General features: G+C 71.5%; 20 protein-coding genes. 10 read left to right on the top strand and 10 right to left on the bottom strand.

The annotated features are described in order from the left end of the window. Positions 1-7 precede the first annotated feature (7 nt). Positions 8-1,066 carry a LacI family DNA-binding transcriptional regulator gene (locus ABGA98_RS11820; RefSeq protein ID WP_347618257.1) on the top strand — a complete coding sequence of 353 codons (1,059 nt, stop codon included), beginning with the start codon at positions 8-10 and terminating at the stop codon, positions 1,064-1,066. 36 nt (positions 1,067-1,102) lie between these two features. Here the strand turns inward: ABGA98_RS11820 and ABGA98_RS11815 are convergent, their stop codons facing one another. Together ABGA98_RS11815 and ABGA98_RS11810 are read right to left on the bottom strand one after the other, a co-directional pair. Then, positions 1,103-2,257 carry a hypothetical protein gene (locus ABGA98_RS11815; RefSeq protein WP_347618256.1) on the bottom strand — a complete coding sequence of 385 codons (1,155 nt, stop codon included), beginning with the start codon at positions 2,255-2,257 and terminating at the stop codon, positions 1,103-1,105. Positions 2,258-2,419: 162 nt separating this feature from the next. Then, positions 2,420-2,905 carry a glutathione peroxidase gene (locus tag ABGA98_RS11810; RefSeq protein ID WP_347618255.1) on the bottom strand — a complete coding sequence of 162 codons (486 nt, stop codon included), beginning with the start codon at positions 2,903-2,905 and terminating at the stop codon, positions 2,420-2,422. Between the two features lie 469 nt (positions 2,906-3,374). Between ABGA98_RS11810 and ABGA98_RS11805 the strand changes: the two genes are divergently transcribed. Next, positions 3,375-3,929, top strand: coding sequence for a transglycosylase SLT domain-containing protein (locus ABGA98_RS11805; protein ID WP_347618254.1), 555 nt, complete (start codon positions 3,375-3,377; stop codon positions 3,927-3,929). Positions 3,930-4,071: 142 nt separating this feature from the next. Here ABGA98_RS11805 and ABGA98_RS11800 read toward each other — a convergent pair whose 3' ends face one another. Then, positions 4,072-4,551: a nucleoside deaminase gene (locus ABGA98_RS11800; protein ID WP_347618253.1), complete on the bottom strand. Its 480-nt coding sequence runs from the start codon at positions 4,549-4,551 to the stop codon at positions 4,072-4,074. A 169-nt stretch (positions 4,552-4,720) separates the two neighbouring features. On the opposite strand from ABGA98_RS11800, the gene ABGA98_RS11795 reads away from it, so the two are divergent. Together ABGA98_RS11795 and ABGA98_RS11790 are read left to right on the top strand one after the other, a co-directional pair. Next, on the top strand, positions 4,721-6,505 hold the full coding sequence (locus ABGA98_RS11795; RefSeq protein WP_347618252.1) for an ABC transporter ATP-binding protein: 1,785 nt from the start codon (positions 4,721-4,723) through the stop codon (positions 6,503-6,505). Then, positions 6,502-8,361, top strand: coding sequence for an ABC transporter ATP-binding protein (locus tag ABGA98_RS11790; protein ID WP_347618251.1), 1,860 nt, complete (start codon positions 6,502-6,504; stop codon positions 8,359-8,361). Before ABGA98_RS11795 ends, ABGA98_RS11790 begins: the two co-directional genes overlap by 4 nt. Here ABGA98_RS11790 and ABGA98_RS11785 read toward each other — a convergent pair. From ABGA98_RS11785 to ABGA98_RS11760, 6 genes are all read right to left on the bottom strand, one after another. Beyond that, positions 8,358-8,510 (bottom strand): hypothetical protein, encoded by a 153-nt coding sequence (locus tag ABGA98_RS11785; protein ID WP_347618250.1) that lies wholly within the window; start codon positions 8,508-8,510, stop codon positions 8,358-8,360. The two genes, ABGA98_RS11790 and ABGA98_RS11785, sit on opposite strands and share 4 nt — an antisense overlap. Before the next feature lie 11 nt (positions 8,511-8,521). Continuing rightward, positions 8,522-8,833 (bottom strand): hypothetical protein, encoded by a 312-nt coding sequence (locus tag ABGA98_RS11780; protein ID WP_347618249.1) that lies wholly within the window; start codon positions 8,831-8,833, stop codon positions 8,522-8,524. Positions 8,834-8,903: 70 nt separating this feature from the next. Beyond that, a complete protein-coding gene (locus ABGA98_RS11775) occupies positions 8,904-9,254 on the bottom strand; it encodes a DUF202 domain-containing protein (RefSeq protein WP_347618248.1) in 351 nt (116 codons plus the stop codon). 8 nt (positions 9,255-9,262) lie between these two features. Beyond that, a complete protein-coding gene (locus tag ABGA98_RS11770) occupies positions 9,263-9,589 on the bottom strand; it encodes a DUF202 domain-containing protein (RefSeq protein WP_347618247.1) in 327 nt (108 codons plus the stop codon). A 64-nt stretch (positions 9,590-9,653) separates the two neighbouring features. After that, positions 9,654-10,043: a hypothetical protein gene (locus tag ABGA98_RS11765; RefSeq protein WP_347618246.1), complete on the bottom strand. Its 390-nt coding sequence runs from the start codon at positions 10,041-10,043 to the stop codon at positions 9,654-9,656. 143 nt (positions 10,044-10,186) lie between these two features. Further along, on the bottom strand, positions 10,187-11,173 hold the full coding sequence (locus ABGA98_RS11760) for an alpha/beta hydrolase (RefSeq protein ID WP_347618245.1): 987 nt from the start codon (positions 11,171-11,173) through the stop codon (positions 10,187-10,189). Positions 11,174-11,315: 142 nt separating this feature from the next. Here ABGA98_RS11760 and ABGA98_RS11755 point away from each other — a divergent pair, with 142 nt between their 5' ends. The 6 genes from ABGA98_RS11755 (at position 11,316) to ABGA98_RS11730 (ending at position 16,843) form a co-directional block, all read left to right on the top strand. Then, entirely contained in the window at positions 11,316-11,903 is a 588-nt protein-coding gene (locus ABGA98_RS11755; protein WP_347618244.1) for a helix-turn-helix domain-containing protein, read from the top strand. Further along, the gene (locus tag ABGA98_RS11750) at positions 11,896-13,008 is read left to right on the top strand and encodes an MFS transporter (protein WP_347618243.1); all 1,113 of its coding nucleotides are present in this window, start codon (positions 11,896-11,898) and stop codon (positions 13,006-13,008) included. The genes ABGA98_RS11755 and ABGA98_RS11750 overlap by 8 nt, the downstream gene beginning before the upstream one ends. After that, positions 13,002-13,262: a hypothetical protein gene (locus tag ABGA98_RS11745; protein ID WP_347618242.1), complete on the top strand. Its 261-nt coding sequence runs from the start codon at positions 13,002-13,004 to the stop codon at positions 13,260-13,262. Before ABGA98_RS11750 ends, ABGA98_RS11745 begins: the two co-directional genes overlap by 7 nt. A 96-nt stretch (positions 13,263-13,358) precedes the next feature. Continuing rightward, on the top strand, positions 13,359-14,267 hold the full coding sequence (gene bla / locus ABGA98_RS11740; protein ID WP_347618241.1) for a class A beta-lactamase: 909 nt from the start codon (positions 13,359-13,361) through the stop codon (positions 14,265-14,267). Then, entirely contained in the window at positions 14,267-16,387 is a 2,121-nt protein-coding gene (locus ABGA98_RS11735) for a transglycosylase domain-containing protein (RefSeq protein ID WP_347618240.1), read from the top strand. Before bla ends, ABGA98_RS11735 begins: the two co-directional genes overlap by 1 nt. A 198-nt stretch (positions 16,388-16,585) precedes the next feature. Next, complete coding sequence (locus tag ABGA98_RS11730; protein WP_347618239.1) at positions 16,586-16,843, top strand: UBP-type zinc finger domain-containing protein; 258 nt, start codon at positions 16,586-16,588, stop codon at positions 16,841-16,843. A gap of 479 nt (positions 16,844-17,322) precedes the next feature. On the opposite strand, the gene ABGA98_RS11725 is transcribed toward ABGA98_RS11730, so the two are convergent. Beyond that, a complete protein-coding gene (locus ABGA98_RS11725; RefSeq protein WP_347618238.1) occupies positions 17,323-18,465 on the bottom strand; it encodes a hypothetical protein in 1,143 nt (380 codons plus the stop codon). Between the last annotated feature and the right edge of the window lie 132 nt (positions 18,466-18,597).

Below are 18,597 nucleotides of genomic sequence, written 5' to 3'. Positions count from 1 at the left end.
CGTTTCCATGGAGAAGCGGGCGACGATCAAAGATGTGGCCGAGGCGGCCGGCGTGGGCGTCGCCACCGTCTCCCGGGTGCTGTCGGGCGGCTCGGCCAGCGCCGGCGCCAGGGAGCGCGTCCTGGCCGCCGCCGCCCAGCTCGACTACCGCCCCAGCGCCCTCGGCCGCAACCTGCGCCAGCGCCGCACGGGCGGCATGGGCCTGCTCGTCCCCGACCTGACCGACACCTTCTACGGGCAACTGGCGGAAGGCGTGCTGGCCTGCGCCCGCTCGGCGGGCGAGCCCGTCGTCCTGGGCTCGACGGGCGGCGACCCCGAGCAGGAGGCCGACCTGATCGGCATGCTTCTCGAACAGAGCGTAGACCGCCTGATAGCCGTCCCGTCAGGAGACGCGGAAACCTGGACCCCGGCGATGCGCGCGGGCATGACCGTGATCTTCGCCGACCGGCTTCCCTCCCAGGCGTCCGCCGGCGACACCGGGCCGTCCGCCGTGGGCGACCTCATGGCCCTCGACGGCCTGCCGCCCGCTCCTCCGGCCCGGCCGCTGGACGTCCCCGCCGTGGTGGCCGACGACCGGGCGGGCATCCGGACGGCGGTCCGCTATCTTCGCGGCCTCGGCCACAAGCGCATCGCCTTCCTCGGCGGCCCCGGCCACGAGGGCCGCGCGCACGCCTTCAGGGAGGCCGTGGGCGCTCCGGTGGACGAGGAGCTGATCGTGTTCGGCACCGGCAGCCGCGACTCCGCGTACGCCGCCGCCTCCGGCCTCTACCAGAGCCGCCCCGATCTGTCGGCCGTGGTGGCCGGCGGCAACGTGCTCGGGGAGGCGGCCGTGCTGGCGGCCAGGGAACTCGACCTGAGAGTGCCGAAAGACGTCTCGCTCGTCATGTACGACGACGTGCCCTGGGCCGAGTTGTGCTCGCCGCCGCTGACGGTGATCGCCCAGCCGGGGCGCGACATGGGCTACCGCGCGGCGGAGCTCGTCCTGCGCGCGGGCACCAGGAGGGCCAGGAGCGTGGTCCTGCCCACGGAGCTCATCATCAGGGGCAGTTGCGGCCCCCGCCGCTGACCGGGGGCTCCTGCCCCGGCGAGACGCCGGCGGGGGTCACTGCCCGGACAGGCCCGTGTAGCGGCGGGGCAGGATCATGACCGGGTTGTCGTCGAGGACCACCTCCGGCGGGCCGAACCGCGCGGCCACCTCCTGGATCTCCGGCTCGTCGAGCAGCAGCAGCCGCCCCTGCTCGATGAAGAGCTCGCCGTCCACCGTGACGGTGGGCCGGTCCATCTGGCAGTCGCAGTGCGCGAAACCGGGGCCCGTCGTGACGGGCTCGCCGCCGGTCAGCCCGTCGATGCCGCAGTAGAAGGCCCCGGCGTGCTTCTCCCGCTCGAACTGGGTCCCGCCGGCGATCCGCACCTTCGGGTTCAGCCCGATCAGGCCGTGGCGCATGTAGAAGCCCTCGGGGGCGTAGCGCCGCAGGCTCTCCGCCTCCGCCCCGCCCTCGATCTTGCGGACCAGGTTGCCTTCGAGGGTGAGGAGCACGGGCTCACCGGGCACGCCGGTGACCGTGCTGTCCTCGATCATGATCACGCCTTCGGTGTCGGTGGGCCAGAAGTTCGCGCCGCCGTACGGGAAGGGCCGCCAGTCGCCGGGCCGCAGCGCGCCCGGGTCGGGGTCGAAGGTCAGGCCGGAGAACGTCACGTCGGTTCCCCGCCCGGACGTCACCCGGATGCGCCCGGCCCCCGACAACTGCCGCAGCGCCCGGCGCAGCAGCGCGTAGAACACCTCGGCGGGCAGCCGGCCGCCGGTGAGCAGCGCGCCGGCGGTGGCGGTCATGTGCAGCGACAGGAAGCGGGACGAGCGCGCCTTGATCTGGTCGAAGAACAGCGGCGCGGTGTGCACCTCGCCCCACCAGGTGCCGCTGATCACGACGTCGGCCTCGTGGAACGCGGCCGTCTCGATCTGCAGCGGCGCCTCCCTGTCCCAGCCGCCGGCGCTGAACGGCGGCACGGACAGGATGCGGACGTCGGCCCCGCGGAAGGCCGCGCCGGCGGCGATGGCCTGCACGACGACGGGGTCGACGGTGTGCTCCATGAGCAGCAGCACCCGTTCGCCGGCGGCCAGCCGGACGTATTCGCACAGGTTTCGGACGCCCGGCATCAGCTCGACGATCGCGTACGGGCCCGCGGCGGGTTCGGAGACGTAGCTGGAGGACGATCCTGCGTACGGATTGATCGTCATCGCGAACCCCCTGCGGGACATCAGGTCAGTGTGCGGAGCCGGTGAAGGAACCAGCCACGACTCCCTGATTACTTACCGCAGCAATACGCTCACTACACGTGCAAACGGACTTTCCATCTCGAAGGGCACGTGCACTGAGCTTGGACGGGGTCGATGCCGGTCCCGCCGGGCCGCCACCGGCGGCTACACCACCTTCTCGACGGCCGCGACGAGGGCGGGGTCCTCCGGGGCCGTGCGCGGGCGGAAGCGGCCGACGACCTCGCCCTCCCGGTTCACCAGGAACTTCTCGAAGTTCCACTGGACGTCACCGGCCTCGCCGTCGGCGTCGGGCGTCCGGGTGAGCTCGGCGTAGAGCGGGTGGCGGCCGGGACCGTTGACATCGGCCTTGGCCAGCAGCGGGAAGTCGACGCCGTAGGTCGCCGCGCAGAAGTGCCGGATCTCCTCCGCCGTGCCCGGCTCCTGGCCGGCGAACTGGTTGCAGGGCATGCCGATCACCGTGAAGCCGCGCGGGCCGTACTCCTGCTGGAGCTTGACCAGGCCGGCGTACTGCGGGGTGAGGCCGCACCGGGAGGCCACGTTGACGATCAGGGCGGCTTTGCCGGCCGCAAGGTCACCGAGCGTAGTGGGAGCGTCGTCGAGGGTGCGGAGCGGAATGTCGCTGAGACTCATGGCCCTGACCCTACAGAACGCCGCGGGCCGGGACTTTCCGCGCTGCCTGACCCCGTCTCGCTCCCATCGAGCAGCGGTCCGGCGCGCCGTGTCCCCGCCCGGGGAGAACGCCCCATCCCACCCTTGTCGCTGAGCCAAACCTCAGGGTTGGCCGCGTTTTCCGGCAAGCCCGCCCCATGTGCGCGACGGGGCGGGCAATCCCGGCCCAGCGAGCGGGCCTTTTATCCGCAACGGTGCAACAAACACCTGTCCACGCCGTGTCGCGATGCGCGACCCGCGATTACGGAGCGTAATAGGAATCGTGCTAGAGGACACGTCGCGGCGCCTTCCGGGCCGCCCAGCACGATCGGGCGGACACCGGAATCCCGGAAGGCCACGCGGACTCTCCGCGTCCGAGCCACGGACGCGGACCGGCACGAGGCGCAGGAAGAAGCGTCCGTCCGCACGCGGCCCGACAGCAAGGATCGACTTGGACAGCAAACGCGCGCTCAGCAGCACTCTCATCTCCGTCACCGCGCTCACCGCGTTCGGTGGCACGCCGGCCCGGGCGGAGACAGCGCCTCCGGCCAAGACCCGGGCCTGGACCACGCCGGCGCAACCCAGAACCGGGATCTGGACCATGCCGGCGCAGCCCAGGACCCGGCTCTGGACCACGCAGGCGCAGCCGAAGACCCGGGTGTGGACCACGACAGCGCAACCGAAGATCACGGCCGGGAAACCGGCCAGCAGGAACAAGCGGATCGCCCTGGGGCAGGTCGTCCAGCGATCGTGGAACCTCAAGGAGTTCCGCTGCCTGGACAACCTGTGGACCAGGGAGAGCAACTGGAACCACCGGGCCCGCAATCGTTCGTCCGGAGCGTACGGCATCCCGCAGGCGCTGCCCGCGGGCAAGATGCGGGGCGCGGGCCACGACTGGCGGTCCAACCCCGAGACGCAGATCCGGTGGGGCCTGGCATACATCAAGGGGAGGTACGGCCGGCCTTGCGGCGCCTGGGGTCATTTCAGATCGCACAATTGGTACTAGAAGCGGGACGGGCACCCGGACGTCACCGGGTGCCCTGCCTGCGCCCTGGATGCACCTCCGTGACCCGCAGGAGGGGCGCCCCGGGCTCGGTGGGCCCGGTGCATTCCAGGGACGGCCGGCCATGGGCCGTGCCAGGGGGTGTTCAGGACCCGGCGTAGCAACGGCGGTGCAGCTCGCGGACCTCGTCGGCGAGCTCGGGCACCGGCCCCTCCACCGTCACCTCCGGCGCGACCTCGTTGACGGGGAGCGTGCGCACGGGCGGCGGGGGCACCTTCAGCTCGCTCAGCCAGCCGGCCAGCTGCTGCGACGACGCGACGTACACGATCCGGCCCAGCCCCACCCAGGCGTGGGCGGCGGCGCACATCGGGCAGTGCTCGCCGGAGGTGTAGACGGTCGCGGCGGCGCGTTCCTGCGGCGTCATGTTCGCCGCCGACCAGCGCGCCAGCTCGAACTCCGGATGGCGGGTGCGGTCACCCGAGGCCACCCGGTTGTGGTCCTCCGCCAGGACGGTGCCGTCGCCGGAGACGAGGACCGAGCCGAACGGCTCGTCGCCCTCCTCCAGCGCCTGCCTGGCCAGTTCGACGCAGCGGCGCAGGTGGGGTAGTTCCGTACTGTCGATCATGAATCCTCGCAAGGTCGAGCAGCCTCGAGGAACATTCCCCAACAGACCACAACAAAAGTGATGGTCGGCCGAAGCATGCATGGTCATTCACGTTTTCCCACGTCAGAAACGTGAAACCCACCTCCAGGCCACAGAAAATCTGTTGATCCCACGTATTAGCCTAGATGGGATGCCTCCCGATACGCACAAACCTCGCCGTCCCCTGCTGTCCTCCAACTCCCTGTGGCGGATGAAGTCCTACCTCCGCCCGTACGCCGCCAGACTGGTCTTCATCTGGCTGGCCGCGATCGTCGGCATCGGCGCCGGCCTCGCGCTCCCGCTCATCAGCGAGCAGGTCATCGACGGCCCCGTGGCCCACGGTGACTCCGCGGGGCTGCTCCCCCTCGGCCTGCTCGCGGTCGGCGTCGGCGTGGTCGAAGCCCTGCTGATCTTCTTCAGGCGATGGGCCCAGGTCAAACCGGTGCTCGGCCTGGAGACCCGCATCCGCGACGACCTCTACGAGCACCTGCAGCGCCTGCCCATGGGTTTCCATGGCGACTGGCAGTCGGGCCAGCTGTTATCCCGGGCGACCACCGACCTGTCGACGATCCGCCGGTTCCTCGGCTTCGGCATGCTCTTCCTGGTCATGAACATCCTGCAGCTGATCACGGTGACCGTGCTGCTGCTCAACAAGTACTGGCCGCTCGGGCTGCTGGTGCTGGCCTCGGCCGTGCCGATCATCTGGACGTCGCTGCGCTTCGAGAAGCGCTACATCAAGATCTCCCGCCAGGTGCAGGACGAGCAGGGCGACCTCGCCACGCTCGTCGAGGAGTCCGCGCTCGGCATCCGCACGATCAAGGCGTTCGGCCGCCGCCACCACGTCTACGACCGCTACGACGACGCCGCGCTCAAGGTGTACGGCAGCTCGATGGACAAGGTGCGGCTGTCGGCCCGGTTCTTCTCCTTCCTGGAGATCATCCCCAACATCACCCTGGCCCTGGTGCTGCTGCTCGGAGCACTGGCCGTCGGCTCGGGCGCGCTGACGCTGGGCGCGCTGGTGGCGTTCACCACGCTGATGTTGCAGCTCGTGTGGCCCATCGCGAGCCTCGGCTACATCCTCGCCATGGCCCAGGAGGCCATGACCTCCGCCGACCGCCTCATGGAGGTCATGGACACCGTCCCGGCCATCGAGGGCGGCACCCAGACCATCGAGCGGCCGCGCGGCCATCTCCGCTTCGAAGGGGTCGGGTTCCGCTTCGCCGACGCCGACGAGCCGGTGCTGCGCGACGTGTGGCTCGAGGTCAAGCCCGGCGAGACGGTCGCCGTCGTGGGCGCGACAGGCGCGGGCAAGACCACGCTGACCGCGCTGGTGCCCCGCCTGCTCGACCCCACCTCGGGCCGCGTCACGATCGACGGGCAGGACGTACGCGACCTCAAGCTGACAACGCTGCGCCAGGTGGTGGCCACCGCGTTCGAGGAGCCGACGCTGTTCTCGATGAGCGTGCGCGAGAACCTCATGCTCGGCCGGCGCGACGCCACCGAGGAAGAGCTCGCGGCGGCCATCGAGACCGCGCAGGCCATGTTCGTCTACGACCTGCCGTGGGGGCTCGACACCCGCATCGGCGAGCAGGGCCTGTCATTGTCCGGCGGCCAGCGGCAGCGGCTCGCCCTGGCCAGGGCGGTGCTGAGCAGGCCGCGGATCCTGGTCCTCGACGACACCCTGTCCGCGCTCGACGTCGAGACCGAGGCCCTCGTGGAGGAAGCGCTGCGGCACGTGCTGCGCGAGGCGACCGGCATCGTCGTCGCCCACCGCGCCTCCACCGTGCTGCTGGCCGACAAGGTGGCGCTGCTGCGCAACGGCACGATCACGCACGTCGGGCAGCACCAGGAGCTGCTGGCCGAGGTGCCCGAATACCGCGAGCTGCTCGCCCAGGACGCCGACTTCGACGGCGCGTCGGAAGGGGCTCTGCGATGACCGCGACCACGACACCGCCCCCGCCGAACGCGTCCGGCGCGGCGTCCTGGCGCGGCGTCGCCTCCGAGGACCAGGACGAGCTGCCGGAGAAGGTCTCCGTCCTGCTGCGGGCGCGCTCCCGGCGGCTGCTGGGCAACCTGCTGCGCCCGTACCGGAAGAAGATCACGCTGCTGGTCGGGATCATCGTGGTCTCGAACGCGGCGGGCCTGTCGATCCCCTTCCTGGTCTCGATCGGGATCGACTCCGGCATCCCGCCGATCCGGCAGGGATCCGGCCCCTCCGTGCTGCTGACCGTGGTCGGGGTGATCCTGGCCGCGGCCGTCACGCAGGCGGTCACGCGGCAGGCGTTCCTGCGGCTGTCGGGCCGGATCGGCCAGAGCATCCTTCTGGAGCTGCGCAGGAGGGTGTTCGACCACTTCCAGCGCCTGTCGCTGAGCTTCCACGAGCAGTACACCTCCGGGCGGGTCATCTCGCGGCTGACCTCCGACATCGAGGCCATCGCCGAGCTGCTCCAGTCGGGGTTCGACGCACTGGTCAAGGCCGTGCTGACCATGGTGGGCACGGCGGTGCTGCTGCTGGTGCTCGACGTGCACCTCGGCCTGGTGGCGCTGGTCCCGCTGCCGATCCTGCTGCTGTTCACCAAGTGGTTCCGCCGGCAGTCGGCGATCGTCTACCGCCGCACGCGCGAGACGGTGGCGCTGGTGATCGTGCACTTCGTGGAGTCGATGACCGGCATCCGCGCCGTGCAGGCCTTCCGCAGGGAGCCCCGCAACCAGGAGATCTTCCAGCAGCTCAACGACGACTACCGCGGCGCCAACGCCCGCAGCATGCAGCTCGGCGCGACGTTCATGACCGGCATCAAGCTCATCGGCAACATGACGATCGGCGGGGTGCTGCTCTACGGCGGCTGGCTGGCGCTCCACGGTGAGGTCAAGGTCGGCGTGCTGGCGGCGTTCCTGCTCTACCTGCGCCAGTTCTACGAGCCGATGCAGGAGGTCAGCCAGTTCTACAACACGCTGCAGTCGGCGGGCGCGGCGCTGGAGAAGTTGTCCGGCGTGCTGGAGGAGGAGCCGTCCGTGCCCGAGCCGCGCGAGCCCGCGGCGCTGCCGCCGGGCGGGGCGCGCGGCAAGGTGCGCTTCGAGGGCGTGAGGTTCGCCTACGTCGAGGAGATGCCGATCCTGCCCCGCCTCGACCTGACGATCCCGGCCGGGCAGAGCGTGGCCCTGGTCGGCGCGACGGGCGCGGGCAAGACGACGCTGGCCAAGCTGATCTCCCGCTTCTACGACCCCACCGAGGGCCGCGTGCTGCTCGACGGCGTCGACCTGCGCACGCTGGACGAGCCCACGCTGCGCCAGGCCGTGGTCATGGTCACGCAGGAGAACTTCCTGTTCAGCGGCACGGTCGCCGACAACATCAGGTTCGGCAGCCCTGACGCGACCGACCGGCAGGTGCGCGAGGCCGCCAAGGCGATCGGCGCGCACGAGTTCATCGCCGGCCTGCCCGACGGCTACGACACCGAGGTGGGCAAGCGGGGCGGCCGCATGTCGGCCGGCCAGCGGCAGCTCGTCGCGTTCGCCAGGGCGTTCCTCGCCGATCCCGCGGTGCTCATCCTCGACGAGGCCACCTCCAGCCTCGACGTGCCGAGCGAACGGCTCGTCCAGCGTGCGCTGCGCACGATCCTCGCGGACAGGACCGCGCTGATCATCGCGCACCGGTTGTCGACGGTGGAGATCGCCGACCGGGTGCTGGTGATGGAGCGGGGGGAGGTCGTCGAGGACGGCCCGCCGGCCAGGCTCATCGCCGCCTCCGGGCGGTTCGCGGGCCTGCACCAGGCCTGGCTCGACAGCCTGAGCTAGCCGTGCGGGTGGGCCGCCGCCGCGAAACCGGCGTACAGCTCGTACGCGAGGAACGCGACCAGCGGCACGCCCAGCGCGATCAGCAGCCGGCCGGGTAGGCGGGTCCGATCAGCGGGCGCCTCACCCGGCCGGACCGCGGGCACGACCACCTCACCGAGAGTCAGGTCAGGCCCCGGCGGCGCCGCTGCACCGGGCTGAGCAGCGGCGTCGCGTCGGGAACGCCGGGCTCAGCCGGTGGGACGAGCTCCGGATGACGCGACAGATAGCCGTCCGGGAACCTGGTGGACTGCTGGCACCCGCAGTGCGGGCAGATCACGCCCGGCCCTGGAGGCAGCGCGGGCAGGCCGTCGCGCAGCCACACCTCGGTCTCGTTGCCGTGGCGGTCGTCGATGCGCCTGACCAGATACTGCTCTTCCCAGACATGCCAGCAGCGGCGGCATTCGAAGGGCACGGTCCTGAGTTCTTCGGTCAACGAGGTCACCCCCTCGTTTCCGAGTCTCCGCCCGCCTGGGGGAACATCGCAACCCTGGCCCGCGTGCCGGCTACCTGACCGTGAACACGAAGGCGATGGCACCCGCGACCAGGCACAACGTGCCGAGCCATGCGACGACGGCGTCCAGCCGGGAGTCCAGGGGCCGGCCGCCGTGCAGGGCGGCCTGCACCCGGCGGAACCGGGCCCTGGTCCTGATCAGCAGCACGGCGCCGCAGAGCGCGGCCAGGGCGAACACCGTGACGGCGAGGAGGGGCAGGTCGTGCCTGGCGGACAGGCCGGCCGCGCCCAGCCCGCCGGTCGCCAGGGCCACCGCCGTACGCACCCAGGCCAGCCGGGTGCGTTCGCTCTGCAGCCCTTGGTCCCAGATCTCCTCGTCGGGCGCCTTCGCCTCCTCCCCCACCCGCGGCCTCAGATCGACAGGACGATGAGGACGAGGGCGATCACGGCGACGGCCGCGACGCCGTAGCCGAAGACGGCCGCGAGCGCGGGCGGGGGCAGCGGCGCCTGCCGGCGCAGGGCGCGCTGGATGTTGCGCCAGCGTGGGTAGGCCAGGCCCGCGGCCAGCGCGGAGAGGGTGACGAGCATGATGGCCAGGGCTGTGCGGATCCAGGGCACGAACATGTCGGCCGGCACCGCCGCCATGGCCACGCCGCCCGCGCTGAGCGCCAGCGCCGTGCTCAGCCAGGTGAGGAAGGTGCGTTCGTTGGCCAAGGTGAAACGCGGGTCGGGTTCCATGACAAAAACGGTAATTCGTCTACTTTTCCCCTAGAGAAGTCGGGATTGCCCTTTCTGTCGAGGGTCAGCCGGTGCAGGCCTTGGCGACCTTCTCCAGGTAGGCGGCCGAGTCGGTGCCGACCTTCTGCGCCGCGTCGACGGCGTCGTTGACGCTGGTGACGGAGATGCCGCTCAGGGTCGCGGCCAGGTCGTCGGTGGCCTCCTTGAGCGTGGTGTTGGTGGCCTTGTCGGCCACATCGTTGAGCTTGGTCGCGGCGTCGTCGAGCGCCTTGTCCATGGCTTGCGGGTCGTCGGTCAGCTTGGCGATCTGCGCGCCCAGATCAGTGACGATCTTCGGCGCCTCCAGGCACGCCTGGGCCTTGTCGATGGTGTCGTTGACCTCGCCGCACCCGGCGGCGACAAGGCACACGGCGAAAGCGGCAAGGGGCAGGAACCGGCTCTTGAGGTGGCGCATGTTTCGACCCTACCCAACGAACGGCCACGCGACGTGACCGCTGCTTTTCGGACAGTAGACGCGACCGAAACCCCGGTCGCCCGCACGCGGTTCGTCCGGGCGAGGCTCTCGAGCCGGCCGGCGGCCCGCACGCAGACGGCGGTTCACCTGGCGGGGAGGCCCTGGAGCCAGCCGATGAGGAGGCGGTTGACCTCGCCTGGGCGCTCCTGCTGGAGCCAGTGGCCGCAGCCGTCGAGGATGTCGGAGGCGGTCAGGCCCGGCATCGTCTCGGGGAGCGCCTTGATCGCGCCGGCCATCCAGGTGGTGGTGGGGTCGAGCTCGCCTCCGGCGAACAGCGCGGGCTGGGTGATCGCGGCGCCGTCCCACGCGGCGAGGTCCTCCCAGTCGCGGTCGACGTTGCGGTAGCGGTTGAGGGCGCCGGTCAGCCCGGTCCGCTCGAACTCGCCGGCGTAGACGTCGAGGTCGGCCTCGGTGAGCCAGGACGGCAGCTCGCCCTTGGGGAAACGGTCGGAGAGCCGGCCGCCTTCGGGAACGGAGGAGACGCCCGTCGCGGGCATCGTGCCGGCCGAGAGCGCGGCGTAGATTCCCGCCAGCCAGCCGCGGACGTCGGGTTCGATCTCCGCCTCCGCCCGCCCGGGCCGCTGGAAGTAGCTGACGTAGAACTCCTCATCCCCGCCGAGGCGGGCGAAGGCGTCGGTGGGCCGGACGGGCCCGCGCGGAGAATAGGGCACGCTGAACAGGGCCACCGCGGTGAACACGTCCGGCCTGAGCAGGGCGCTGTTGGCGGCGATCGGCGACCCCCAGTCGTGGCCCGCGACCACCGCGGACCGCTCGCCGAGCGCGCGCACGACGGCGACGTTGTCGGCGACGTGGTCGAGCATCCGGTACGCGTGCGCCTGCGCGGGCTTGGACGAGCGGCCGTAGCCGCGTACGTCGATGGCCGCCGCGCGGAAGCCCGCCGCGGCGAGGGCGGGAAGCTGGTGCCGCCAGGAATACCACGACTCGGGGAAGCCGTGGACCAGCAGGACCAGGGGGCCTGTGCCCTGTTCCGCCACGTGGATGCGGCCGCCGGGCGTCTCCACCAGCCGGTGCCGCACCTCGGCGGGCGAGAAAGACGGGTGATCGGTCATGCGTCCTCCCAACGGGTTTGCTCTTCGCATCATGCGGGCCCGGGGGCGGCGCGCACACATCGGCTTGCCGTTCCGGCAAACGGATTCCTGATGCCAAGGATTTCCTTGACATAGCTTTCCCCCGAGCCCGAAGATTCCAAGCATGTCTTTGGAATTCTCGCGCCGGCGGCTCGACGACCCGGCGGCCATGCGGGCCTTCGCTCATCCCGTCCGGCTGGCACTGCACGAGCTGCTGCTGCGGGCGGGCCCCACGACCGCCGCCGACGCCGGGCGCGAGACCGGCGTCAGCCAGGCGCTGGCCTCCTACCACCTGCGGCAGCTCGCCAAATACGGCTTCGTGGAGCAGGCCGAGGCCCGCGACGAGCGCGAGCGGCCGTGGAAGGTGACCGAGCGCGTCCAGGAGTGGGACGACGGCGTGCCCGGGCTCGAGCACTCGGCCGCCAGGAGCCTGCTGGAGCAGGTCATCGCCGAGCGGGCGCTGGCGCGGCTGGCGGATTGGGGGGAGCGGCGGCAGGAGGAGCCGGAGCCGTGGCGCTCGGTCGGCGGGATCGGCAACTTCTACCTCCATGCCACTCCCGACGAGGTAGCCGAGATCGGCGCGGCCATCACGGAGTTGCTGGAGCCGCTGATGGCGCGCGTGGGCGACCCGGCGGCGCAGCCCGACGGCGCCCGGCCCGTGCTCCTGACGCAGGTCGTCGTCCCGCTGCCGCCGGCCGGCTGCGATGGCTGAGGCGCCCGCCGGGACACCGCCCGGGGAGCCGTCCGGGGAGCCGTCCGGGGAGCCGTCCGGGGAGCCGCCCGGGACACCGGGCACCGCGGTGTCCGGCGCGGTCTCCCGGATGCCGGCCGGGGCGGCGTCCCGGGCGCCGGGACCGCTGCGCGGCAACCGCGACTACCGGCGGCTGCTCCTCGCCGGCGTGGTCTCGCAGACCGGCGACTGGGCGATCAGCACCGGCCTGGCCTTCCACGTCTACCAGCTCACCGGCTCGACGCTGTCCACCGCCATCATGCTGGTGGTCTCGCGGCTGCCCGACGTGTTGCTCGGATCGGTGGCCGGGATGCTGGCCGACCGCTGGGACCGCCGGCGGCTGCTGGTGGTCACCGAGCTGCTGCTCGCCCTCGGGCTGCTGCCGCTGCTGGCGGTGCGCGACCCGGCCCAGATGTGGATCGTGTACGCGGTCGCGCTCTGGACGGGCGTTCTCAGCACGGTGCTCGTGCCCGCGCAGAAGGCGCTGCTCCCGCAGGTCGTGGCGGAGTCCCAGCTCGTGCGCGCCAACGCCCTGCACGGGCAGAGCGGGCAGCTGGCCCGCCTGCTGGGAGCGATGCTGGGCGGCGTCGCCGTCAGCGCGGGCGGGCTGCCCGCCGTCGTGCTCGTCGACGTCACCAGCTTCGTCGTCTCGGCGGCCCTGCAGGCGGCGGTGCGGGCGCCGGGACGGCCCGCGAGGTCGATGTCGGCGGGCGGACAGTGGATCTCGGGGCTCCGCCTGGCCATGGGGAACGCGGGCGTGCGCGTGCTGGTGGCGTACATGGTGATCACAGGGCTGGCGAGGGGATCTTCGCCACGCTGGCCGCGCCCTTCGTCGCGGACGTCCTCGGCGGCGGCGGCGACGCGTACGGGCTGTTCCTGTCGGTGCAGGCGGTCGGCGGGCTGCTCGGCGGGCTCGTCGTCGCGGCCCGCCCGGGAAGGGCGACCCCGCGGGGGTTACTGGGCTGGGGGACGATCGTGTTCGGGGCGGTCGATCTGGCGCTGTTCGCCTACCCCCTTGCCCTGCCCGGATGCGGGCCCGGATGCGGGCCCGCATCCGGGCCCGCACTCTGGCCCGCGCTCGTGCTGATCGTGCTGGCCGGCGTGCCGGCGGCGGCCGCGATGGCGGGCTTCACCACCCTGGCCCAGACCGTCACCACCGACGATCGCCGCGGCGGCGTCATCGGCCTGCTGGGCAGCGCCCAGGCGGCCACCTCGCTGGCCGGCATGGCGGCGGCGGGGGTGCTCGGCGGCGCGCTCGGCATCGTGCCGACCCTGTGCCTGCACGCGCTCGGGCTGGCCATCGCCGGCGGAATGGTGCTGCTCACCTGGCGTCATGCGTGATCGGATATCGCTCCCTTCGCGATATCGCTATTAGACATCCGCTGATCGCATCTGCTTTGCTCCTGCCCTCTGACGGACGACGGCGAAGGATTCGACATGCGACACCTCCGGGCGGCGACGGCGACCGCTCTGACGATCACCCTCCTGGGGTGCGGTCTCGTCACCGGCACGGCCTCGGCCACGACGGTCACGTCCGGGCAGGCCCGGGCCGCGAAGGAGTTGCGGGCCCTGGAACGCTCGTTCAAGGGCCGCATCGGCGCGTACGCGATCGACACCGCCACCGGCAGGACGATCGCGTACCGATCGGGCGAGCGGTTCCCGCTGCTGTCCACGTTCAAGGCGATGGCGTGCGCGGCGGTGCTGCACAAGGCCCGCACCTCCCGGCCGGGGCTGATGAACAAGCGCGTCCGGTGGACGGCCCGCGAGCTGGTGGACTACTCCCCCGTCACGGAGAAGCACGTCAAGGACGGCATGACCGTGGCCGCGCTCTGCGACGCCGCCATCACCATGAGCGACAACACCGCGGGCAACATGGTCCTGAAGCAGATCGGCGGACCGGCCGGGCTGACCAGGTACTTCCGGTCGCTGAACGACCGCGTCTCACGCCTCGACCGCTGGGAGACCGAGCTCAACGACTGGACGCCCAAGAGCCGGCGCGACACCACCACCCCGTCGGCCATCGCCCGCGACCTGCGCGCCGTCACGTACGGCAAGGCGCTCGACGCCAAGGACCGCGCCCGGCTCAACGCCTGGCTGATCGCGAACAAGACCGGAGACGCCCGCATCCGCGCCGGCCTGCCCAAGACCTGGACGATCGGCGACAAGACCGGCACCAACTCCGACGGGTTCGGCGGCGGTAACGACATCGCCGTCATCTGGCCGGACAAGAAGGCCGCTCCCATCATCATGGCCATCTACACCAACCGCACGCCTGGCCTGGCCGCCGACGACAAGACCATCGCGAAGACCGCCACCATCCTGGCCCGCGGGCTCGGCAGACTCTGATGGCACGCCGGGGGACGCAGATCGTCCGCCTCGCCGCCGTGGGGGTGGCGGCGGGCGTGCTGGTCGCGGGGATCGCGCTGCCCGCCGTGGGCGGCGCGGGGTTCGGGTTCGTGGCGGCGGCCGAAGGGGTGAACCTCGAGCCCGCCGAGCTCGTCGAGCCGCCGCCGGCGGAGGTCACGATCGTGCAGGACGCCAGGGGGAAGGAGATCGCCCGCTTCTACGAGGAATACCGCGAGGTCGTCGGCTTCGACGAGATCGCCGACGTGATGAAGACGGCCATCGTCTCGATCGAGGACTACCGCTTCTACGAGCACGGCGCGATCGACGTCGAGGGCACGCTCCGGGCGCTGGCCGCGAACCTGCGGGCGGGCCGGGTCAGCCAGGGCGGGTCGAGCATCACCCAGCAGTACGTCAAGCAGGTGCTGCTCAACTCGGCCGACAGTGACGAGGAGCGTGACGCGGCGGTGGAGGCCAGCTACGCGCGCAAGCTCAGCGAACTGCGTTACGCCATGGGGGTCGAGGAGAAGTACACCAAGGACCAGATCCTCGAAAAATATCTGAACATCGCGTATTTCGGCGCGGGCGCCTATGGCGTGGAGGCGGCGGCGAAACGTTTCTTCGGCGTCAAGGCCTCCGACCTGACCCTGCCCCAGGCGGCGACGCTGGCCGGGGCCGTGCAGGATCCCAACGCCACCGACCCCAACCTGGGCAGGGCGCAGCGCGAGAGGCTGCGCGCGCGGCGCGACGTCGTGCTGGGCCGGATGGCCGAACTCGGCACGATCACCCCGGCCGAGGCGGCGAAGGCCAAGGCCACCGGGCTGGGATACAGGGGCACGAAGCTCCCCGGCGGCTGCGAATCCAGCAAATATCCGTACTTTTGCCTTTATGTCAGGCATGAGATCCTCAGCGACCCCGGCTTCGGCCCGACCGCCGAGGCACGCCTGGCCAGGCTCAACCGCGGCGGCCTGACCATCAGGACCACGATCGATCCGGCCATGCAGGCCGCCGCCGACCGGGCGATCACGACGTGGGTCAGGCCCTCGGACCGCGCCGTGGCCGCTGAGGCCCTGGTCCAGCCGGGCACCGGCGCGATCAGGGCGATGGCCGCGAGCAGGCGCTACGGCCGCAGCGCCGCCAGGAACGAGATCTCGTACAACGTGGTCGCGGACGCCGCGCACGGGGGCGGGGCGGGATTTCAGGCGGGCTCCACGTTCAAAACGTTCACCCTGCTCGCCGCGTTGCAGCAGGGCATGAAGGTGGACGACGGCCTCAAGGCGGGCGCCGGATACCGCGCGCCGGGGTACGCCTCGTTCAAGAACTGCGCGGGCGAGAACGTCGGCGACCCCACGCACACGGTCACCAACGACGAGGGCTCGCCGGGCTGGAAGACGCTGCGCACCGGCACGTGGGACTCCGTCAACACGTTCTTCATGGAGCTGGAGCAGCGGGTCGGGCTGTGCGAGACGGTCACGATGGCCGAGTCGCTGGGGATCCGCCGCGCGGACGGGAAGAAGCTGCAGGAGTACGAGACGTTCACGCTCGGCATCAACGAGATGGACCCGGTGACCGTGGCGAACGCGTACGCGGCGATCGGGGCGCGCGGCCGCCACTGCGCGCCGATGGCGATCACCCGCATCACCGACCGGGACGGCTCGACCACCCGCTACCGGCCGAAATGCCGCCAGGTCCTCGACCCCGCCGTCGCGGACGCGGCCTCGTCCGTGTTGTCGGGCGTTTTCACCAAGGGCACGATGAGCGGCGTCGGCGGCATCGGCCGTGATGCGGCGGGCAAGACCGGCACCACCGACGACTACGCGGCGGCGTGGTTCGCCGGGTTCACCCCCGACCTGGCGGGCGCGGTGAGCGTCGGCGACCCGCGCGGCTCCCAGCGGCACAAGCTCGTCGGGGTGACGCTCGGCGGCCGCTACCACGGCGCGGTGCAGGGCGCGAGCGTGCCCGGGCCCATCTGGCGGGACACGATGGCGGCGGCGCTGAAGCGCGTGACGCCGACGTCGTTCACCCCGATGGACACGGCCCGGTTCGGCGGCTGCGACGAGCTCTGCCGCCCCGGGCGGCGTGATGCGGAAAACCCGGAAAGCCCGGGAACGCAACTCCCTTAATGCGCCCGCTGGCCGGAGACCGCACTACCTCTGCGGCACCGAGCCGGGATCCACGCCCAAGAAGGTCGAGAAGACCGGGGAGTTCCCCACGCTCGGTGACACCGCCGTGTTCATCGAGTGGCGCGGAGGAGCCCGCCTGCGGCGGGGCGCCGGCGCCCCGCCAAGGGCCGAGCCGCACGGCGGTCATAGAATGGGTCTATGGCCACGTGCGAACACCTTTCCCAGGCCGACGACCCGGCGGCGAGGACGCCGGAGGGCTGCGAGGAATGCCTGGCCGACGGAGGCCGGTGGGTGCACCTGCGGCGCTGCCTGGAGTGCGGTCACATCGGCTGCTGCGACTCCTCGCCGGCCAAACACGCCACCGCCCACTTCCACGCCACCAGCCATCCTGTGATGCAGTCCTACGAACCCGGCGAGCAGTGGCGCTGGTGCTTCGTGGACAGCCGGATGGGTTAGCGCTCCAGCATCGCCTCTTTGGGCGGCGAACGGGATCAGCAACATCAGCGCGTTCTCGACCAGCGAGTCGCGCGTACGCTCGAACACCCACGACAGGTCGTACGCCAGCGCCAGCCCGACCGACAGCAGCCCCACGGGCCGCCTGACCTCACGCAGCCGCAGGTAGGAGCTGTCGAGCACGGCGGAGTAGAGCAGCGGCGGCAGGAACACCAACAGCGCCAGCTCCGGGTCCAGGCCCATGGTGGGATTCACCGGCGCTCCCCTCCCCCTCGGCCCGATCACCCCGCCGTGAACGTACCCGCGGGAGGAGCGTGGCCCGCTCACGTCGCGCGGGAACGGTCACCGCGCCGACGGATCCCGTGTGAGCGGACCCCGCGCCAGGGGGCGAGGTGCGGCGCACGGCGTGCGGGGGGCGATGACGCGTCAGGCGGACGGGGCGCGCGGCGGAGGCGTTGCGGCGACGGACCGGCGGGCGCGCGTCACCACTCCCTGCGGTCGCTTCTTTCGTGGTAGTCCGGCTGCTCGGGACGCAGGCGCTCGCCCGTGGAGAACATCGGGTCCCCGACGTACGGGCGGGTCATCTCGGGATCACCCTGTTCATGGCGGCCGAGGGTCAGCAGCGGGTCCACGGGGTTCTGGTGGGGCGGCGCCTGACGTTGCTGCGGGGCCGGGCGAGGCCGGCCGGCCCCCGGGATGCCGTGCATGGGGGTGCCCAGACCGGCCGTGCTCGGCTGGGTCTGTTGCGGCTGCGGTTGTTGCGGCTGGGGCTGCCGGTAGGAGGTGTCGGAGCGGCGTCCGTAAGGGTCGGACGGGTACGGGTCCGACGGGTAGTCGGGCCGGTGCTGCTGGGCAGGCTGGTAGGGGTCGGCGGCCTGCGAAGGGAAGCCCAGCGGGTCGGTGCTGGCCGGCGCCTGACGACGCTGGTCGCCGGGCATCTGGTAGACCGGTTCGTTCTCGACGTACTGAGGGCCGGTGAAGGGCTCGGCCTGGCCCTGCTGGATGTAGTGCGGGCCGCTCATCGGGTCGGCGGCGTACTGAGGGCCGCTGAAAGGGTCACCGGTGTAGGCCTGTTGCGGGGCGGTCTGATCGACGTATTGAGGGCCGGTGAAGGGGGCCCGCTCGCCGTAGGCGGGGGTGTGCTGCTCTCTGAGGGCCGCGGTCTCGCCGTAGGCGGGCGCGTGGTGCTCCCTCGGCGCCGCGGTCTCACCGTACGAGGCCACCAGTTTGTCCCGGGGGGCCGGCGGCGCGCCCCTGGCCACGAGGACGTCGTTGGGCGACAGGGCCGCCGTGGGCCGGTCGTCGGGCTGCGGCTGCTGCGGCGGTTGCTGAGCGTGCTGGGGCGGCCGGTGGTATTGGCCGGTGCCGGGGATGACCTCGGTGCCCGGCTCCTGCGCGGGCACCGCCGGCTGCTCGCCCGTGGCCTCGGCGTAGCCGTCGTCGAGGGTGTCGAGCAGCCGCCCGACGTCCTCCATGGGCATGCGGAAGCTCGCCGTGCACATCTCGCCCCGCCAGAGGCTGAGGACCAGTGTGCCCTCGTGCCACGTGACGCGGAGACACCGTTCCTGACCTCGCGCATCGAAGAAGACTTCGCCGAACGACGGCAAGGGGACAACTTCCGACATGGAGGACATATTGCTTTAACCAGCCTTTATTCGTCCACTCAACCCCGGAAAACCCTACGGGACCGGTCTTCCCACCTACACCGGGATTCCCTCTGGTCACGCTCGGTGGAGACTTTCTGACACCAGCTGGAG

It is taken from the genome of Nonomuraea sp. B1E8, from assembly GCF_039871515.1.
Lineage (GTDB): Bacteria > Actinomycetota > Actinomycetes > Streptosporangiales > Streptosporangiaceae > Nonomuraea.
The sequence above is the reverse complement of the archived record's forward strand: the minus strand, read 5'-3'. Positions and strand labels throughout refer to the sequence as shown.

Coding starts and splice junctions, on each gene's coding strand:
- ABGA98_RS11810 (WP_347618255.1), bottom strand. CDS start 2,905: ATGAGTCTCAGCGACATTCCGCTCCGCACCCTCGACGACGCTCCCACT.
- ABGA98_RS11730 (WP_347618239.1), top strand. CDS start 16,586: ATGGCCACGTGCGAACACCTTTCCCAGGCCGACGACCCGGCGGCGAGG.
- ABGA98_RS11760 (WP_347618245.1), bottom strand. CDS start 11,173: ATGACCGATCACCCGTCTTTCTCGCCCGCCGAGGTGCGGCACCGGCTG.
- ABGA98_RS11725 (WP_347618238.1), bottom strand. CDS start 18,465: ATGTCGGAAGTTGTCCCCTTGCCGTCGTTCGGCGAAGTCTTCTTCGAT.
- ABGA98_RS11755 (WP_347618244.1), top strand. CDS start 11,316: ATGTCTTTGGAATTCTCGCGCCGGCGGCTCGACGACCCGGCGGCCATG.
- ABGA98_RS11790 (WP_347618251.1), top strand. CDS start 6,502: ATGACCGCGACCACGACACCGCCCCCGCCGAACGCGTCCGGCGCGGCG.
- ABGA98_RS11750 (WP_347618243.1), top strand. CDS start 11,896: ATGGCTGAGGCGCCCGCCGGGACACCGCCCGGGGAGCCGTCCGGGGAG.
- ABGA98_RS11770 (WP_347618247.1), bottom strand. CDS start 9,589: ATGGAACCCGACCCGCGTTTCACCTTGGCCAACGAACGCACCTTCCTC.
- ABGA98_RS11795 (WP_347618252.1), top strand. CDS start 4,721: ATGCCTCCCGATACGCACAAACCTCGCCGTCCCCTGCTGTCCTCCAAC.
- ABGA98_RS11815 (WP_347618256.1), bottom strand. CDS start 2,257: ATGTCCCGCAGGGGGTTCGCGATGACGATCAATCCGTACGCAGGATCG.
- ABGA98_RS11765 (WP_347618246.1), bottom strand. CDS start 10,043: ATGCGCCACCTCAAGAGCCGGTTCCTGCCCCTTGCCGCTTTCGCCGTG.
- bla (WP_347618241.1), top strand. CDS start 13,359: ATGCGACACCTCCGGGCGGCGACGGCGACCGCTCTGACGATCACCCTC.
- ABGA98_RS11800 (WP_347618253.1), bottom strand. CDS start 4,551: ATGATCGACAGTACGGAACTACCCCACCTGCGCCGCTGCGTCGAACTG.
- ABGA98_RS11735 (WP_347618240.1), top strand. CDS start 14,267: ATGGCACGCCGGGGGACGCAGATCGTCCGCCTCGCCGCCGTGGGGGTG.
- ABGA98_RS11820 (WP_347618257.1), top strand. CDS start 8: ATGGAGAAGCGGGCGACGATCAAAGATGTGGCCGAGGCGGCCGGCGTG.